14 protein-coding genes are annotated in these 16,666 nt (G+C 59.2%); 11 read left to right on the forward strand and 3 right to left on the reverse strand.

Annotated elements, in window-relative coordinates; translation table 11 throughout:
• Window positions 1–130: 130 nt before the first annotated feature.
• The 9 genes from GC165_06140 to GC165_06180 all read left to right on the forward strand — a co-directional run bounded on the left by GC165_06140 (window position 131) and on the right by GC165_06180 (window position 10,547).
• On the forward strand, window positions 131–367 hold the full coding sequence (locus GC165_06140) for a hypothetical protein (GenBank protein ID MBI1332440.1): 237 nt from the start codon (window positions 131–133) through the stop codon (window positions 365–367).
• 566 nt (window positions 368–933) lie between these two features.
• Window positions 934–1,602 (forward strand): hypothetical protein, encoded by a 669-nt coding sequence (locus GC165_06145; protein MBI1332441.1) that lies wholly within the window; start codon window positions 934–936, stop codon window positions 1,600–1,602.
• 9 nt (window positions 1,603–1,611) lie between these two features.
• Window positions 1,612–3,807: a hypothetical protein gene (locus tag GC165_06150; protein ID MBI1332442.1), complete on the forward strand. Its 2,196-nt coding sequence runs from the start codon at window positions 1,612–1,614 to the stop codon at window positions 3,805–3,807.
• A 432-nt stretch (window positions 3,808–4,239) separates the two neighbouring features.
• On the forward strand, window positions 4,240–5,763 hold the full coding sequence (locus GC165_06155; protein MBI1332443.1) for a hypothetical protein: 1,524 nt from the start codon (window positions 4,240–4,242) through the stop codon (window positions 5,761–5,763).
• A 16-nt stretch (window positions 5,764–5,779) separates the two neighbouring features.
• Window positions 5,780–7,114 (forward strand): amino acid permease, encoded by a 1,335-nt coding sequence (locus GC165_06160; GenBank protein ID MBI1332444.1) that lies wholly within the window; start codon window positions 5,780–5,782, stop codon window positions 7,112–7,114.
• A 252-nt stretch (window positions 7,115–7,366) separates the two neighbouring features.
• Window positions 7,367–7,702, forward strand: a complete 336-nt coding sequence (locus tag GC165_06165) for a hypothetical protein (GenBank protein MBI1332445.1) — start codon at window positions 7,367–7,369, stop codon at window positions 7,700–7,702.
• Window positions 7,699–8,184: a hypothetical protein gene (locus tag GC165_06170; GenBank protein MBI1332446.1), complete on the forward strand. Its 486-nt coding sequence runs from the start codon at window positions 7,699–7,701 to the stop codon at window positions 8,182–8,184. The genes GC165_06165 and GC165_06170 overlap by 4 nt, the downstream gene beginning before the upstream one ends.
• The gene (locus GC165_06175) at window positions 8,184–9,851 is read left to right on the forward strand and encodes an AMP-binding protein (protein MBI1332447.1); all 1,668 of its coding nucleotides are present in this window, start codon (window positions 8,184–8,186) and stop codon (window positions 9,849–9,851) included. The genes GC165_06170 and GC165_06175 overlap by 1 nt, the downstream gene beginning before the upstream one ends.
• A 63-nt stretch (window positions 9,852–9,914) precedes the next feature.
• Window positions 9,915–10,547, forward strand: a complete 633-nt coding sequence (locus GC165_06180; GenBank protein ID MBI1332448.1) for a PEP-CTERM sorting domain-containing protein — start codon at window positions 9,915–9,917, stop codon at window positions 10,545–10,547.
• Between the two features lie 474 nt (window positions 10,548–11,021).
• Here GC165_06180 and GC165_06185 read toward each other — a convergent pair whose 3' ends face one another.
• The 3 genes from GC165_06185 to GC165_06195 form a co-directional block, all read right to left on the reverse strand.
• Window positions 11,022–11,408, reverse strand: coding sequence for a hypothetical protein (locus tag GC165_06185; protein ID MBI1332449.1), 387 nt, complete (start codon window positions 11,406–11,408; stop codon window positions 11,022–11,024).
• Between the two features lie 80 nt (window positions 11,409–11,488).
• Entirely contained in the window at window positions 11,489–11,671 is a 183-nt protein-coding gene (locus GC165_06190) for a hypothetical protein (protein ID MBI1332450.1), read from the reverse strand.
• A gap of 66 nt (window positions 11,672–11,737) precedes the next feature.
• Entirely contained in the window at window positions 11,738–12,037 is a 300-nt protein-coding gene (locus GC165_06195; protein ID MBI1332451.1) for a hypothetical protein, read from the reverse strand.
• A gap of 186 nt (window positions 12,038–12,223) precedes the next feature.
• On the opposite strand from GC165_06195, the gene priA reads away from it, so the two are divergent.
• Together priA and GC165_06205 are read left to right on the forward strand one after the other, a co-directional pair.
• Window positions 12,224–14,641, forward strand: coding sequence for a primosomal protein N' (gene priA / locus GC165_06200; protein MBI1332452.1), 2,418 nt, complete (start codon window positions 12,224–12,226; stop codon window positions 14,639–14,641).
• A 45-nt stretch (window positions 14,642–14,686) separates the two neighbouring features.
• Window positions 14,687–16,639: a 4Fe-4S dicluster domain-containing protein gene (locus tag GC165_06205; protein MBI1332453.1), complete on the forward strand. Its 1,953-nt coding sequence runs from the start codon at window positions 14,687–14,689 to the stop codon at window positions 16,637–16,639.
• The last annotated feature ends 27 nt before the right edge of the window (window positions 16,640–16,666 follow it).

The following is a 16,666-nucleotide window of genomic DNA, read 5'->3' on the forward strand; positions in this document are numbered from 1 at the left end:
ATCCATGAAAAAAGTACACTCTAAGCACTTGAAAATTACACCTATCAGGCACCTATTAATCTTAGGTTCAGTTCTTCTCGGTTTCATTGCCGGGGGAGTTCCAAAGGCATTTGCCTCAGGGACTTGCTTTGTGGACGACTGTTCCGGCACGCCCGACAACCCCTGGACGTTTAAGTGCTGCCTAAATACATTTGCCGAATGCCGAATCTACAAACGACGATCTTGTTATCCCCTCTCGGGATTTCAGTACAGCATTTATGGCACTTACAACGGAGAATGCGTCAAAACGGCCACCGAATTCGGAGGCATCAATGATCCGGACAGCGATTTCTGCGTGACAAATACGGGTGGCCAAGGCGGCGGCTAGCGTCGCCACCTAAAACTAGGTTGGGGAGGTAATGATAATGAAGAAACCTGTGAGAATAGGGCTCGTTTCTGCCTTTACAATTTGTATAGCTGTTGCCGGTATCAAATGGTACAAATCCATTTGGCTTCACAAGCCGCTGACTGAACATGCTCATGTAGTGACCGGTGCATTCGACCAATCTGATGCAAATACTCTTCTTTCCTACTCGTTCCCGGAGGAACGGAGTCAGTTGAGTCTAGACCGCGCAAAAGTCGAGTTCTTAATTGACTTATACAAGAAGTCGGAGCCCAACGGAACGGTTTGGAAAGCGTGGTCGTATCAGGCTAGCGACAAAGACCAGGCGTGCGTTATGGATCGGATTGGGACGAAACCTCAGTCAATCCAGACCTATGGTCTCACCTTTACCCTCAATCGGACAACTGACGGACTTGGCTCGTTTATCGTTCCAACGCTCGTTTTTGGCGCGTGTCGCAATGCAAACCTTTCAGACCAAGACCAAGTACCCGAGAAGGTCCGAGCCATGTTGGCAACCGTAAGGGGACTGACAAAACTGGCGCCAATTCTGAATGAGCATGGAATCAAAGGAACAATCGACGAAAAGTCGCTTGAAGGTGTTAGGACTTGGGACGATTGGATCAAGTTCTGGTCAGATCGTATTGCAAAAAACGGCGTTTCGATTCGAAGTTAAGCGGCGCTATACACCGCTAGCCTCGAATCAAGCCGGTAACATGCAGTACATGAGTCCTCAATTGACCGCCGAATTTGAGTATCTCACCACCCGCCTCGAGGGCATGATCGAGAAGGTCTCGAACCTGCCCACCGACGCCCAAGAGTCCCCCGTCGGGAAGAGTTTTTCCCCCGTGCAGGCCATCGAGCACATGTACGTTACCGAGAAAAGCTATACGGACTACGCCAAAAAGACCGACCAGGCCAAGCTGAAGGGGCGCAAAGGCAAGCCCAATTTCATCTACAACTTCGTCCTGAAAGGCATGAACCGTCCGGTTGGCTCCAACCTGCCCACACCAGGCATGTTCCAGCCCAAAGACGGCCTTTCGCTGGAGGAATCCAGCCAGAAATGGCGCGACGAACGCGCAAGCCTGAAGGAGTATCTGAAGAAATTCAACGACAACGACGCCTGTCTGAAGAACCCGCTGATGGGCTGGTTCAGCCCGCGCGACCTGTATGTGCTGATGGAACGCCACCAGGACTATCACGACGCACGTCTGCCGAACTAAACTAGGGACATGCTATTTCCCCTGGTCCTCGCGGGCCACATGATGCAAGGAAGCTTCACGATAGTTCGAAAGGGCGACCAACTCAGGCCGACCAAAGAGGACCTCAGCCAACCGGCGCTGGAGATCAAGGGCGACAACCAGGTCCTCGACTACAAAAACCTGATACTCCGCGGGTCCAAAGCCGACACTGCGCCAGACGAGCGCAAGGGTCTGGGCGTGCGCGTTTCGGGAAACAACATCACTATCAAGAACCTGACTGTGCACGGCTACAAGGTCGGTCTCATCGCCGAAAACTGCAAGAACCTCAAGCTAATTGACTGCAATTTTAGCTACAACTGGAAGCAACACCTCAAGTCCACGTTGGAGAAAGAAGACCTCAGCGACTGGATGAGCTACCACCAAAACGAAAAGGACGAATGGCTGCGCTACGGCGCGGGCGCGTACTTCAAAAATGTCGATGGGTTCGAGGTTCGCAACCTCACGGTCGTCGGCGGCCAGTGCGGCCTCATGCTGATGCGCTCCAACCACGGCCTGGTGTGGAACAGCAATCTCTCGTACCTCAGCGGCATCGGCCTGGGCCTGTACCGCAGCAGCGACAACCGCGTGATGCACAACAACATCGACTACTGCGTGCGCGGCTACTCGCATGGCGTGTATAACCGCGGGCAGGACTCAGCCGGCATTCTCATCTACGAGCAGAGCAACAAAAACGTGTTCGCCTACAACTCGGTGACGCACGGCGGCGACGGATTCTTTTTGTGGGCCGGGCAAACCACGATGGACACCGGCGAAGGCGGCTGTAACGACAACCTCGTGTACGGAAACGACTTTAGCCATGCGCCCACCAACGGCATCGAGGCGACCTTCAGCCGCAACAAATTTGTGAACAACAAGGTGGACGAGTGTTGGCACGGCTTTTGGACCGGCTATAGCTTCGATACGCTCATGGCGGGCAACACCATCTCGAACTGCGAAGAGGGCATCGCCCACGAGCACGGCCAGGACAACAACGTCGAGTTCAACAGCTTTTCCGGCAACAAAACCGACATCCACATCTGGGCCAACCCGGGCGAGGACCCCAACTGGGGCTACCCCAAGCATCACGACACCAAGAGCCGAGATTGGAAGATTCACGACAACACGTTCTATTCGGCGGGTAAGACGTTGCGCGTGAGCCAGACCGACGGCCTGAGCTTTGCCAACAATACGCTTTTCGGGGCCAGTTTCGACATCGCCGCCGACGTGAAGAATGCTGCATTTGCAGACACGTGCATCCACGGCGACCAGACCAAGATCGCTTTGCCCACGAACGTCGTGTACGAGACGACGAAGTGGGAACCTACGGCCAACCAGATCGCGATTCCTGCGTGGTCGCCGACGGACAAAGAAGACGCTTACGGCGCCGACTCTCCCGCGCCGCTGAAGGGTGGCAAAATGCCGTTCATCCCGTCTGGTGGGCGTCGCGGCCGAAGCACGATTTTGGTGGACGATTGGGGCCCTTACGACTACCAAAGCCCCAAGCTGTGGCCCGGTCCGCGAAGCGACAACGGATGGCAAAAGTATTCGATCTTCGGTCCGAAAGGAACCTGGAAGCTGAAGAGGGCCGAGGGGCTAGAGGTCTCGTGGACCAAGGGCCAAGTGCCCGGCATGGTCAACGTCAAAGTCGTCCCGGGTTCGACCGAGCAACGGCTGGAGCTGGTGTACACCGGCAAGGCGTTTACGGACTTCAAGGGCGTGACCCACAAGGCGGGCGAGTCCTTCTCGTTCTCCATGCAGAAGTTCGATCTGCCCATCGCATGGACCATCAAGTTTTTCACGTTCGATAAGGACACCGAGGACCCGCGAACCCAGTTCGAAGCGTATCAGGCCAAGTCGGCGACTGCCGGGCCGGAGTTCCACCACGACAAGCTGGACTACTCCGGCTATGGCAAATACGAAAAAGGCGTCCCGAACAATTTCTTTGGCACCATCGCCGAAGGGACGTTCACGGTCAAACCGGGCGAGTACTCGCTGGAGGTGACGGCGGACGACGGCGTGCGTGTCTGGCTGGACGACAAACTGGTCATCGACGCTTGGAAGTACCAGGGCCCGACGCTGTACACATACAAGGCGAAGCTGAGCGGCAAGCATCGGCTGAAGGTGAACCACTTCCAGTTGGATGGCTACTCGGCGCTCCAATTCCGGGTGAAACCGGCAAAGGATTGAGGTTCGGGAGGAGAATTCGGCTGGCGACCTCTGATCAACTGAGGTGAGCAAATTTAAGAGATCGGTCAGCCACGCTACTCCCTGGTGTACTAGGACATGGGGGGAGTGGCTGAGCAGACCGTAGGCGAGGCCGGAATCCTCGAATCGCAGTCGTACGCCGTCGAAGCCGCCAAGCTGGAACCTTTTGCTCGCTAAGTTGACTGGGAAGGGGGGCATCCTTCAGGGCAAGGGCTCGGCCCGCTAGAGCGTGGGCAGCGTGTCTTCCGCTCTCTGCCGACTACAAACTGCCAACTGAGTTGGGGATGGTGGCACGCAGACACCAAATACGAACGTGGGCGTGGCATGCTCAGCCGAGCTTGACGCCGCACGCAGAGACCCCGAGAACACAATCGTGCGAACTCACCGCCAGGCTCCGCACGTCCAATCACCATCATGCTCGGCACGATCGTCTTGGCCGCCCATCTGATGCAGCAGGAAAAGCCCGTCGTGCCTATTTCGACGAGCATCAAAACTATGCTGGCCAGGGCGAAATCACCCGATTTTTGGATCTCTCCGGGCTTGGCGGGCACCGTCAACTTCAAGCCGCAGGGCAAGTCGTTCTACGTCGACCTGGCAGATCTCCTGGCCCAAATCGATGCCACTTACCTCCGTGCGGGCGGGGCGTACAACTTTTCCCACCAGTGTGATAACGATTACCCTTCTGAGCCCTCAAGCGACAACGACGGCCAAGCGATCCGCGAAGCCGACTACGAAGGCGTCGATCTTCGAACGGCTCTCACATCCTTTTTCACGTCCATCCACGCCAGCTATCGCATCGATGCCACGGTCTCGGGAACCGTCGATTTTCGCCTGCACCGAGCATCGGTGCCAAGAGTCCTTGCCTACATGGTTGCGGGCAACTACGCCGAGTGGCGCAAGGAGGGCGATATCTACATCGTGACGTCGATCTTCGATCACCCAATGCCGAGGATCGATATGCACGATGTGGAGACCAAAGATGCGGTGCGGTATCTGCTGGAGCCGCTCCATACTCGCTTCCGATTCGAACCCGGAATCCATGGCCATGTCGAAATCCATATCGGGCCGGGCAAACTTGAACTTGCGTTACAAAACGTCATGGGGAGCACTGATCTGATCTACAGGTTCAACAAAGGCGATTTGACGATTCTAAGCCGTGGCGATCCGGGGCCCGGTGCGCAAGTGGTTCTCTTTGGTGCAAATCCAAATCCGAGCTACCATTTTGAACAAGTGGACCTCCGCGTGGCTCTCAAGGCGATCTTCCACGATGCGAACCAAAGCTATTCGATTCCTCCCGAGATCCAAGGCAAAGTGACGCTCCAGCTCAGTGACACAACCTTCGGTGAAGCGCTGGGCCAAACGCTCAAGCAGCTAAACCTCACGTTTTTGGTGGAAGGTGGTGTCTTTGTCATCCAGCGTCGCACGCACCCCGAACCCATCGATAATCCTACACTGGCGTTCGTGGGGCCAATCCATCTGCTTAAAGTCTCGATCCGCGAGGCCCTGAAAGCGCTATTCGCCGACAGTAGTTATGGATACATCCTCGATCCCAAAATCGAAGGCACGATCAGCCTCGACGCAGGCAAGAACCAAATGGTCGATACCCTTCAGATGATCCTTCGACAAGTCGATGCAGAATACTGGTTTGCCAATGGAACTTTCACCATCGTCCCCCGGCGCAAAATGCCCCTCGACATTCTCAATCACGTGATTCCTCTCACCCGATACGAGCGGTTCGACATCCGCGAAGTCATGCGCCAATTCTCTGCCTCTAATGACATTTGCTTTAACCTCTCAGATTTGGTACGCGGCGAGGTCACGATCCTCGTGAAGGATATGACCTTCCAATCGGTGTTGGAACTCGTTCTTCGCCAGGTCGATGCTGACTATGACTTCGAAGGACACATCCTCAAAATCACGCCGAAAAGGCACGGCTAAAGTCATAATTTAACGCGTGAAATTCGCCTCGGCGAAAAAGCTGAAGATGGTGCCGTTGGCGTTGGCGACGTTCTGCCTCGTCAGCGGTGGACCCCACGGCCTCGAGCCGGTGCTGGGCGAATCCGGCATCACCCTCGGTCTCCTCATGATCGTCATCATCCCGATCATCTGGGCTTTGCCAGTAGCGCTCATGACCGCCGAACTGAGTGCCGCGATCCCCGAGGAAGGCGGATTCTACGTCTGGGTGCGCCGCGCTCTCGGGCCCTTTCCCGGGTTCATGTGCGCGTGGCTGTCATGGCTGTACAGCATCGTCGACGCCGCGATATACCCGCTCCTCTTCGCCAAGTACCTCAGCGAGTACATCTCAATGGTGCAGGGCCATCCGATTTCGAACCTGACCCAGGTCGTCGTGGTGCTGTTCGTGGTCTTTCTTGTCACCGGCGTTAACCTGCGCGGCATCCAGGCCGTGGGCAAAGCCGCCACCTACCTCACCGCCATCATCGTCATCCCGTTCCTGCTCATGGTGGTCAAGGCTGGCATCTCGGTGCCGCATCTGGAGCCGATCAAGCTGTCGTGGGGCGCGCTCTCCGTCGGTCTTGCCGCCGCGCTGTGGAACTACCTCGGCTGGGACAACCTCAGCACCGTCGCCGCCGAGGTCGAGAATCCGCAGAAGAGCTTCCCGCGCTCGCTAGCGATCTCCATCCCGATGGTGACGTTCGTGTACCTATTGCCGGTGCTGGCGGCACTGCGTACTTCACCCAACGCCGATCAGTGGTTCGATGGTGGCTGGGCCGGAATCGCAACCCGAGCCTCCGCGCCGTGGATCGGGACACTGGTCCTGCTCGCCGCGCTTGCGGCCACGTCCGCGATGTTCGCTTCCCAGATGCTGGCCTCCTCACGCCTACCTGCGGTCTTGGCCGAGGACGGCTACCTGCCGCGCTCGCTGGCCGCCATCCACCCGAAGTGGCAGACGCCCGCCCGTTCCATCCTGCTGTGTGCGTTCTGCTATACGTGCCTGTCGTGGTTCAGCTTCACCGAACTCATCACCGCCAACGTGATCCTGTACGGCCTCAGCATCCTGTTCGAGTTTGCCGCGCTGGTGGTTCTCCGAGTCCGCGAGCCAAATTTAGAGCGCCCCTACCGCGTGCCCGGCGGCCTCCCGGTTGCAGCTCTGCTGGGCGTCCTCCCCGCCCTCCTCATCCTAGTCGTGTCTTACAGTTCGGTGCAAGATGAGGGCTGGCTGAAGCAGATCCCTACCGCCATGGCGATCGGCCTCGGAGTCGGAGTGTATGCCTTCGCCCGCCGCCGCACGGTGGTCGCCTCCGTCGCCCAACGTGAAGGAAGCGCCTAGTAGTCGAAGCCATAGGGTGGAGGATCGCCCGTGTGGGAGGGTGGGCTTCTAGCCCACCAGGAGCCGTCCAAAGTGGGTTGCCTTCCGTTCTTCGGCAGTCAGCGGTTGGCTGAAAGCCGAAAGCACAAAGCCCTCCACCCTAGCGAAGCGAGCCCTAGGCCCATAAAGGCGTCCCAACTTCCTCAGACCCCCCGTCTGAGTTTCCACCACACCGAATCCAAGCCGCTCCCCAACCAGATACACTAGGGACATATGAACGTCTATGCGATCTGGGTCGACCTGGTCGACGGGAAACAAGATCTGGCCCTCGCCAATGCCGTTCACGAATACCTCGGACACTTCCAGAAGCAGGGGCTGGTGCACTCCTTCTCGATCGAGCGACGTAAGTTCGGCTTTGGGCCGGATAACCTCGGCGAGTTTCACATCCGCATCCTCACCCCCGACCTCGAAACCCTCGACCGCATTTTCATGCAAGCCGCCACCCGCGACGGCGAGGTCGAGCACCTACACAGCGCGGTCTTCAGCCGCGTCAAGAACTTCCGATCCGGGCTCTACCGCACCTTCCCGGACGAAGTGAGAAAATCATGAAGCAAACTTCCGCCATTCTTCCGCTCGCTTTCATCCTCCTCGCCGCCGCCGGTTGCGGCGACAAAAAAATGATGCCGTTCTTGGGTCAATGGAACGGTGATTTCGTGGTCTCCAAAGTGAACCGCGGCCCCGACGCCGATATCGACCGAAAGCACCATTCGCTCCACGGCTACGTCTCGCTCCGCCTGGACAAAAAGAGCTACTTGCTCCACCTAGAAGGCGAGCAGCAGCAGGTGGACGTGAAAGGAAACTGGGCCTATCATGGCAACCAGGCCGTACTCTCGCCCTCCGACGTCAAGGTGAACAACGACAACGGCGCTGGGCAATACAATCCCAACCGCAAGTACGTTCCCGACGAAGATTTATATAGCGCTTACAACAAAAAGCTGATCCTAACGCTCTCACAAGATGGCAAGACCCTGCAAAGTCCGTCGATGTCCATCGCCTTCCTAGAAGGAGAGCATATCTTTACGAAAGACTGATGAAAGCAACGTCGCTGTCCGCCATGATCCGCGAGGTCGCCTCGCAATCCCCGTCCCGTCCCGCGCTGATGGTCCCCCAAGGCAAGGGCTTCCAAACCGTCACCTACCGCGAGTTTTGGTCCACCATCCAGAGCTTCGCTGCCTTCTTGCAGTCGCTGGGCCTCCAACGCGGCGACCGAATGGTCATCGTCGGCGAGAACTGCGCCGAGTGGCTCTATGCGCACTACGCTGCCCAATCGCTGGGCGTGGTGACGGTACCGATCTACCCGACCCTGCCCGCCGAACAGGCGCAGTACATCGCCAAGGATGCTGGCGCGAAAGTCGCGATGTGCGGGTCCGAGGAGCATGCCGCCAAACTGCGGCCGCTGTCGAATATGAAGGTCGAAATGCTTCGCGAGGAGCGCACCGGCACGCTGAACGAAGCCGAGTGGAATCGCGGCATCGACGCGATCCCCGCCGGCGACATCGCCCTGTTCATCTACACCAGCGGCACCACCGGCCAGCCCAAAGGCGCGATGCTCACCCACGACGCCTTTCTGACGGTGTGCGAGTTCGCCGTCCCGTACCTTAGCATCACGAGCGAGGACACGTTCTTCAGCTTCCTGCCCCTCAGCCACGTGTTCGAGCAGATCGCCTCGTGCCTCTGCTTCTACGCGGGGGCTTGCCTCGGTATGAACAAGAGCGTGGCGTCGATGGCCAGCGACTTTCAGCACATCCGCCCATCGGTCATGGCGGCGGTCCCGCGATTCTTGGAGTCGTTCATGGACCGCGTGCTAGATGGCGTCAAGAAGCAGAAACCGCTCAACCAGAAGCTTTTCAACCTGTACTTATCGCAAGGCATCAAGAAGGCCAAGGGTGGGTTCGGACCGCTGCATGGCCTGCTCGATAAGGTCGTGGGCGCGAAGATTCGCGAGAGGTTAGGCGGGCGCATGCGCATGGTCATCTCTGGCGGCGCTGCGTTGCCGCAGCACGTCGCCGAGTTCTACATGGCCCTCGGCCTGAACATCCTGCAGGGTTACGGCCTGACCGAAACGACCGGCGGATCGTGCGTTAACCACCCCAAGCGCAACAAATATTGGACCGTCGGCGAGCCGATCGGCGTGGAACTGAAGATCGCCGAGGACGGCGAGATTTTGTTCCGGGGTCCGACCGTCATGGTGGGCTACCACAATCTGCCCGAAGAGACGGCCAAGGCGCTGGACGCCGACGGCTGGTTCCACACCGGCGACATCGGCGAGATGGAAGGCGCGGCCCTCAAGATCACCGACCGGAAAAAGGACCTGCTGGTGCTGGGTAACGGCAAAAACGTCGCTCCGCAACCGATCGAAAACCGGATTCGCGAATCGAAATTCATCAGCGAGGCGGTGGTGTTCGGCGATGGCATGGACTACTGCGTCGCGCTGATTCTGCCCAACGCCGAGGCGGTTCGGGCCGAGCTCGGCTTGGCCGAGGACGCCCACCTGGCCGATAACCCCGACGTAAAAGCCCTGCTTAAGCGCGAAATCGACGGCACCAACAAGAAGCTGGCGAACTTCGAAATGGTGAAGAAATGGGCGCTGATCGACGAGCCGTTCACCATCGAAAACGGCCTCCTAACCCCGACGCTGAAGGTAAAGCGTAAACAAGTCAGGGAAAAGTACTCAGATTTGATTAAGAGTCTCGGTTAAGGCACTCTTTTTGATGGGTTGATCCCGGGCCCCTCCGCGAGTGGGGCTCTGCGAGAAATCCAAATGAAAAAACTGACTCTCATTGCCTTGGCCATGAGCGCCCTTGGGGCTGCCTCCGCCAATGCGCAATCGCTCAAGTTCACCGGAACCCAGCTCAACCCTGTGGATTCGGGAACCATTAACGTGAACGGCAACTCTTCCACTGTGGAAATGGGCGCCCTCGTGTTCAGCACCGGAACCAAAAGCATCGTCACCTACTGTGCCGACGCCACGTCTCCTCTCAACAACTCGAACAACCCTTACTCGGTTTCGGGTGTCAACATGAACGATGGCTCGGGCCTCGCCCTCGCGGCGAAGATTCTGGCGACGAACTTCGATGTGGCCACCAACAAGGATCAGCAGGCCGCTCTGCAGGTCGCCATTTGGGACGCGCTGTACGACAACGGCTCTTCGTTCAACTACTCCAGCGGCAAGTTCAAGGTCACCAACGGGCTTAGCTCGTCGGTCCTGAGCCTTGCTTCGACCTACTACACCAACGGTAAGAACAGCAACCCGACCACCGCGGTCGAACTGTTTACGTCGCAGGGAGCCGGCGGTCAGAGCCAGCTTCACGTGGTGCCGGAACCGGCTTCGCTGGCCGTTCTCGGCCTGGGTGTGTTCGGCCTCGTCCGACGCCGCAAGTCGTCCTCGCGCTAAGCGCATTCTGTTCCCCTCGGGCCGTCTCGGCTCGGGGGGATTTTTTGTTTGCTAGCCGCAAGCTTCTAGGAACTGACCCTGGGGAAGGTGGGCTTCTAGCCCACCAAAAGTGTTCAAAGGAGTCCAGCCCCTTGGGAGTTGTGAGCGTCTCGCTCACAGAAATGCCTTCGTGGCCAGCAAAGCGAATCGGGACAGCCCACCAAAAGTGTTCAAAGGAGTCCAGCCCTCTGGGAGTTGTGAGCGTCTCGCTCACAGAGATGCCTTCGTGTCCGCCAAAGGGACATATACAAAGCGAATCGGGACAGCCCACTAAACGCGAAATGGGGAGGTCAGCCGTCCTGAAAGCAGTAACTAGCCACGCTGCCCCACTTGAGGGGGGCCGGTGAGCAGGCCGTAGGCGAACCGGAGGGGGGAAGGAACAGCTCAAGAAGGTTCAATCCCACGTGTCGTGTTGAACCCCAAACCCGACGAACGCTAGGCTTCTCTCAACCTTTCCCTTTCGATCAACCCACGCACGACCCCGTAAAGTGCGACGAAACACGCCGGAGCCGCCAACAGAGTCATTGCCGAAGCCACGGCGAACGCCTTCCAAGGTGGGCCATGCCTCTCGATCAGTTCCGACACCGTGGACGAGAACCGAATGACTCCAACGACTGGGGCCAAGATCAGACTAAAAGAAATTTCGCTCGGACGCGTTCTCCCGCTCGTCTCCGACCGATACGCCACAAAGCACACCAGCGCGAACATCAGCCATTCTGCCATCGCCGCCACCATCGACTGAGGCGGCACCATCCAGAACGCCGCGAGCCAGCCGATCAACGGCAAAACGTACATCGCAAACCGCCGCAGACTAACCTTCACGCTCCACCATCGTCATTGTAACAAACAAAAAAGGCAGCCGCCTAGGGCTGCCCTTTTCGCAGGTGTGTCGAGACTCGTTTTTAGGCTGCGTTGCGCTGTTCTCGAGTCGGGAACAGCTCAATAATCTCGGCCGCCTCTAACCGGTCGTGGTCTCCATAAGCAAACGCACGGTCTTCTGCAACCGTCGGCGCAAACTTATACAGGAGGGTGTAGATTCCCACCGCCCCCACTACGTATCCGAGAAGCATCGGTAAGAGCATCACTAGGCTTATTGGCCATTTCGCCTAAAAACTGGAAGGGATATTTGCGAGGTTTCGCGTTTTTCCCGACTATTTCATCTTGACCGAGTGCTTGGTCATGTCCATTTTGCACTTGGTGCACTTGCCCGCCATCGCCGACGTCGTCTTGCAGTGGTCGCACTCGTAGTAAACGGCCATCTTTGTCGTGTCGCCGTGGCAAACCGGGCACTTGCCGCCCTTGGCCATGTCCTTGTTACAGTGGTCGCAGTGGTACATGACGGTCGCCTTGACCTTCATCTTTTCCATCTTGCACATGTCGCACTTGCCGGACTTCTTATCGGCCATGTTGCAGTGCTCGCACACGTACACGGTCTGGGTTTTGGGCTTCATCGTCGTACCCTTCTGTGCAAATGCCGCGGTGGCAAAGGCCAGAAGCATAATGACGAAGAGACTGAATCTTCTTGCGGTTAGCATGGTTGTTTCCTAAGGGGGCAAACACCATGGGCGGCGTTGCCTCTGGATCAGAATGCGAATGCGACGCATTTCGTTCCACCCATCCTCTGCCAAACTATTGCTATGAGTTCCTTCCGAGTCGTGGATGTCGCCATCGACCCACGCTCGGGCGGAGCCGATGCTATCTATTCCTATCTCCCCGCCGGAAACGTGCAGGTCGGCGACGCCGTCCTCGCCCCCCTCGGCCACCGGCAGATTCTCGGCTACGCGATCGGCTTTCGCGACGTCGACGAGCAGTCGCTCGGCTTCGATCCTGCCCATCTGCGCCCCGTCGCCGGAGTCGTGGCCGGCCTCCAGATTCCGACCGCCATCATGGAGACCGTGCGCTTCGTGGCTCAGGAATACCTTTGCCCCCTGCCCGCCGCCCTCACCGCCGCCGTCCCGCCCGGCGTGCGCGACCGCCTCGTCAAGGTGTGGATGCGCACCGCCAGAGGCTACGAAAGCGATCTCAAGCCGCTCGAAGTCGAGGTCCTGCGCGTGCTGGACGAGGAAAGCGAGATTGAAGAGAAGGAGAGCATGCAGGCCGGAACCGAGAAGGCGCTGAAGGCCCTTGTCGCCGCCGGTTACGCCGACCAGTACCTGCGCCTCAAGCCGATCCAGAAGAAGAAGGCGGCCGAAGGCGTCTACCGCCTCACCTCCGACACCGAAAAGGTCGAGCGATTCCTGCAGGTCGAAGGCAAAAAGAAGCCCGCCCAGGCCGTCGCCATCATGCAGATTCAGGAGGCCGACGGCTCCGCCCTCTCCAGCGCCGAGATCCGCGCCATGGCGAGCGTCACCGAGACCACCGTCAAGGCGCTCATCAAGGCCGAACTGCTGGAAGAAGTGGACGAAAGCGACCCGCGACCCACCCGCCAGCCGCCGACTCCCAACCCCCACCAGCAGATTGCCATCGACGCCATCTGCCACGCCATCGACGGCCATCAACCCAAGCCGTTCCTGCTTTTCGGCATCACCGGGAGCGGCAAAACCGAAGTCTTCCTCCGCTCCGCCGGAAAGGCGCTGGCCAGCGGACGCCAGGTGCTGTACCTCGTGCCCGAAATCGCCCTCGCTACCCAGGCCATCGCCCAGCTTCGCGAGCGGTTCGGCGCCCGCATCGCCATCCTCCACTCCGAACAAACCCCGCTTGAACGCCTGCAGAACTGGCAGTTGGTGCGCAACGGCGAAGCCAGCATCGTCCTCGGGCCGCGTAGCGCGCTCTTCGCCCCGCTCACCAATATCGGCCTCATCGTCCTCGACGAGGAGCACGAAACCGGCTACAAGCAGGAACAGTCGCCCCGCTACCACGCTCGCACCGTCGCCCGCTTCCTGGCGCGCCAGCACAACTGCCCGCTCGTCCTCGGCTCTGCCACGCCCAGCATCGAGACGTTCGCGGAGGCCGAAGCCAACGAGGAAGCCGCCGATCCCGACCGCCTCACCCTCCTCACTCTGCCCAACCGCACCGCCTCTGCGGTCCTTCCTCAGGTGTACATCGAGGACCTCAGCGCCGGTTACCGGGGCGGAAAACCGTCGCTCTTTGGCCCACTCCTCACCGATCACCTGCACCACACCCTCGAAAGCGGCAACCAGGCCATCCTCTTCCTCAACCGCCGGGCCTATTCGCCGTTTCTGATGTGCCGCGACTGCGGCTACCAATGGATGTGCCCGAGCTGTGCCGTCACCCTCAGCTACCACCGCCGCGACCACCGCCTCAAGTGCCACCACTGCGGCTACCACGAGAGCGCGCCCGCCACCTGCCCGCAGTGCGAAGGCACCAAGATCAAACCGTTTGGGGTCGGCACCGAGAAGGTCGAAGAGCTAGTGGCCGAAGAGTTTCCCGCCGCCCGCGTCACGCGTCTGGATCGCGATGTCGCTCAGAAAAAAGGCGCGTTGGAAGAGGTCATCGCTTCGTTCCGAAGCGGCGAAAAGAACGTGCTGGTGGGCACCCAACTGGTGGCCAAGGGCCTCGATTTTCCCAACGTCACGCTCGTTGGCGTCATCGCCGCCGACGTCTCGCTGAACCTGCCCGACTTCCGCTCCAGCGAGCGGACGTTTCAGCTCCTCAGCCAGGTCGCGGGCCGCGCCGGACGCGGCGCAAAGCGCGGCGAGGTCGTCATCCAAACCTTCAATCCCGATACCCCCGCCATCGTCTACGCCCAGCGCCACGAGTACCTCGAATTCTTCCATTTCTGCCTCAACGAGCGCCGCGAGGCCCACTATCCGCCCTATGAAAAGCTAGTCAACATCCTGATGTCTGGCGAATCTCGCAACTCTGTCATCGGTCTTGGCGCCAAGATCCTCGCCCGCCTGCAAACGTTCGAAAGCCTGGTCGTCCTCGGCCCCACCGACTGTGTGCTGGAGCGCATCAACAACCGCTGGCGGCGGCATATCCTCGTCAAAGCTCCGCTCGACTTCGACTTCGACCGCATCGGCCAAGCGTTGGAGGACGTGGAGGAGAAAGGCGTGCAGATGGTGATCGACGTGGACCCCTTCAGCCTGATGTAAGGGTGGCATAATATCTCCAAGCTCCAACGGAGGGGCTTGGCATTCGTGAACCCACAAGCAACCCGCGAAGAATATCTCACCTTTTCGCTTCCCGAGAAGCTCGCTTTCTACCTGCTCGCGATTCTCTGCCTCGGCTACATGGCCAAGCAGATTTGGGATCGCGTTCGGCTTTGGCAAAGTGGCCGGCCGATCGGACCCGTGCGCGAAGGACGCCAGTACTGGATGCCCACCAAGGACGGTCTCCGGCAGTGGTGGGGCAAGGTCCTGCCCTACATTCTTCTCCAAAAGAAGGTCAAATCCAGCCGCCCCAAAACCGGCGGACCGATGCACCTGATGATCTTTTACGGGTTCATGGCCCTCGTGCTCGCCACCACCCTGCTTGGCATCAACACGTACTCGCCCATCAAGTTCCACCGCGGCGCGTACTACCTGCTGTACGAAGCCACCTTTGACACGCTCGGCCTATTCCTGCTGTTCGGCCTTGCCTGGGCGATGGTGCGAAGACTCAAAACCAAGGAGCCGATCTCCCAGGACAAATGGGACGTCGGCATCCTTGCGCTCCTGCTCCTCATCACCATCAACGGCTACTTCCTCGAGGCCGCGCGCATCGCGCTGACGCCCAAAGAGTGGGACACCTGGTCGTGGGTCGGCTACCTGCTCTCCCGGCCCCTGGGCCGCTTCGGCGTGGCCGCCTATCAGGCCGCCTGGTGGTTCCATGTAGCGTTGGTTTTGGCGTTTTTCTGCATCATCCCCAAGCTCCGCATTCGTCATATCGTGCTCGCCATTTTCAGTGCCGCCGGCGCGCCGGATACGCCGATGGGCAAGCTCCGCACGATCCCAATGGAAGAGGTCGAACAGACCGAGCAGATCGGCGTCAAACTCGCCAAGGATTACTCGCGCTGGCATCTGATGTCGCTTGACGCGTGCATGGAATGCGGGCGATGCACCGAAGTCTGCCCCGCCTACAACGTCGGCAAGATTCTGAACCCCAAGCGCATCGTGCAGGACCTCAAAGGCGCGATGGAGACCGGTGCCGAGGTCGCGCCGTCCCTCAATCCTGAAGCCTTGTGGCAATGCACGACGTGTAACGCGTGCGTCGAGGCGTGCCCGGTGCTGATCCGCCACGTCGATATCATCGTCGATACCCGCCGCAACATCGTGTCCGAAGGTGGCCTCAGCGGCTCGGCTGCGCTGGTCCTGCGCCAAACCGCCTCGACCTCCAACGCCTGGGGCACTAGTGGTAACCGTGAAGACTGGATGGCGGGGCTGGATATTCCGCTCGCCCGCGACGGAGGGTCGTTCGAGTATTTGTTCTGGGTCGGGTGCGCGGGTGCGACTGATCCCGGCTCGGTGAAAACCACCAAAGCCGTGGCCGCCCTCCTCAAGAAGGCGGGCGTCTCGTTTGCTTGTCTCGGCAACGAAGAAGCCTGTACCGGCGACCCGGCTCGCCGACTCGGCGAAGAGTTCCTTTTCCAAGAGAAGGCGATGGAAAACGCGTCGGTGTTCGAGCGGTACGGGGTCAAAAAGATCGTCACCGCCTGCCCGCACTGCTTTAACTCGCTGAAAAACGAATACGGCGACTTTGGCGCGACGATGGAAGTGTTTCACCACACCCAACTGCTTCAGCAGTTGGTCTCCAAGGGCTCCTTGCTGACGGCCAAGCCCGAGCGCGGCTCCGTCGTCCTCCACGATCCCTGCTACCTGGGCCGCGTGAACGATGAGTCTGCCGCGCCGAGATCGCTGGTCGAAGGCGTCCTCAGCCCGGAATTTTCGGGTGCCAAAACGCGGTGCTGTGGCGCGGGCGGCGGACGAATGTGGATGGAAGAACCGCCGACCGAACGCCCCGCCAACGCCCGCGTCGATCAGCTTCTGGCCACCGGCGCGAAAACCATCGCCCTCGGCTGCCCATTCTGCAAAATCATGCTCGACGCGGCCAAGCCCTCGGACGAGATCAAGCTGGTGGATTTGGCGGAAATGCTTCAAGAAGCGAATGTTTAAAGCCCCTTGGGCGGTGAGCAGACCATA

The sequence above is a fragment of the Armatimonadota bacterium genome, assembly GCA_016125185.1.
In the GTDB taxonomy this organism is placed as follows: Bacteria; Armatimonadota; Fimbriimonadia; order Fimbriimonadales; family Fimbriimonadaceae; genus Fimbriimonas.

Coding starts and splice junctions, on each gene's coding strand:
- GC165_06145 (MBI1332441.1), top strand. CDS start 934: ATGAGCATGGAATCAAAGGAACAATCGACGAAAAGTCGCTTGAAGGTG.
- GC165_06150 (MBI1332442.1), top strand. CDS start 1,612: ATGCTATTTCCCCTGGTCCTCGCGGGCCACATGATGCAAGGAAGCTTC.
- GC165_06155 (MBI1332443.1), top strand. CDS start 4,240: ATGCTCGGCACGATCGTCTTGGCCGCCCATCTGATGCAGCAGGAAAAG.
- GC165_06165 (MBI1332445.1), top strand. CDS start 7,367: ATGAACGTCTATGCGATCTGGGTCGACCTGGTCGACGGGAAACAAGAT.
- GC165_06170 (MBI1332446.1), top strand. CDS start 7,699: ATGAAGCAAACTTCCGCCATTCTTCCGCTCGCTTTCATCCTCCTCGCC.
- GC165_06175 (MBI1332447.1), top strand. CDS start 8,184: ATGAAAGCAACGTCGCTGTCCGCCATGATCCGCGAGGTCGCCTCGCAA.
- GC165_06180 (MBI1332448.1), top strand. CDS start 9,915: ATGAAAAAACTGACTCTCATTGCCTTGGCCATGAGCGCCCTTGGGGCT.
- GC165_06195 (MBI1332451.1), bottom strand. CDS start 12,037: ATGAAGCCCAAAACCCAGACCGTGTACGTGTGCGAGCACTGCAACATG.
- priA (MBI1332452.1), top strand. CDS start 12,224: ATGAGTTCCTTCCGAGTCGTGGATGTCGCCATCGACCCACGCTCGGGC.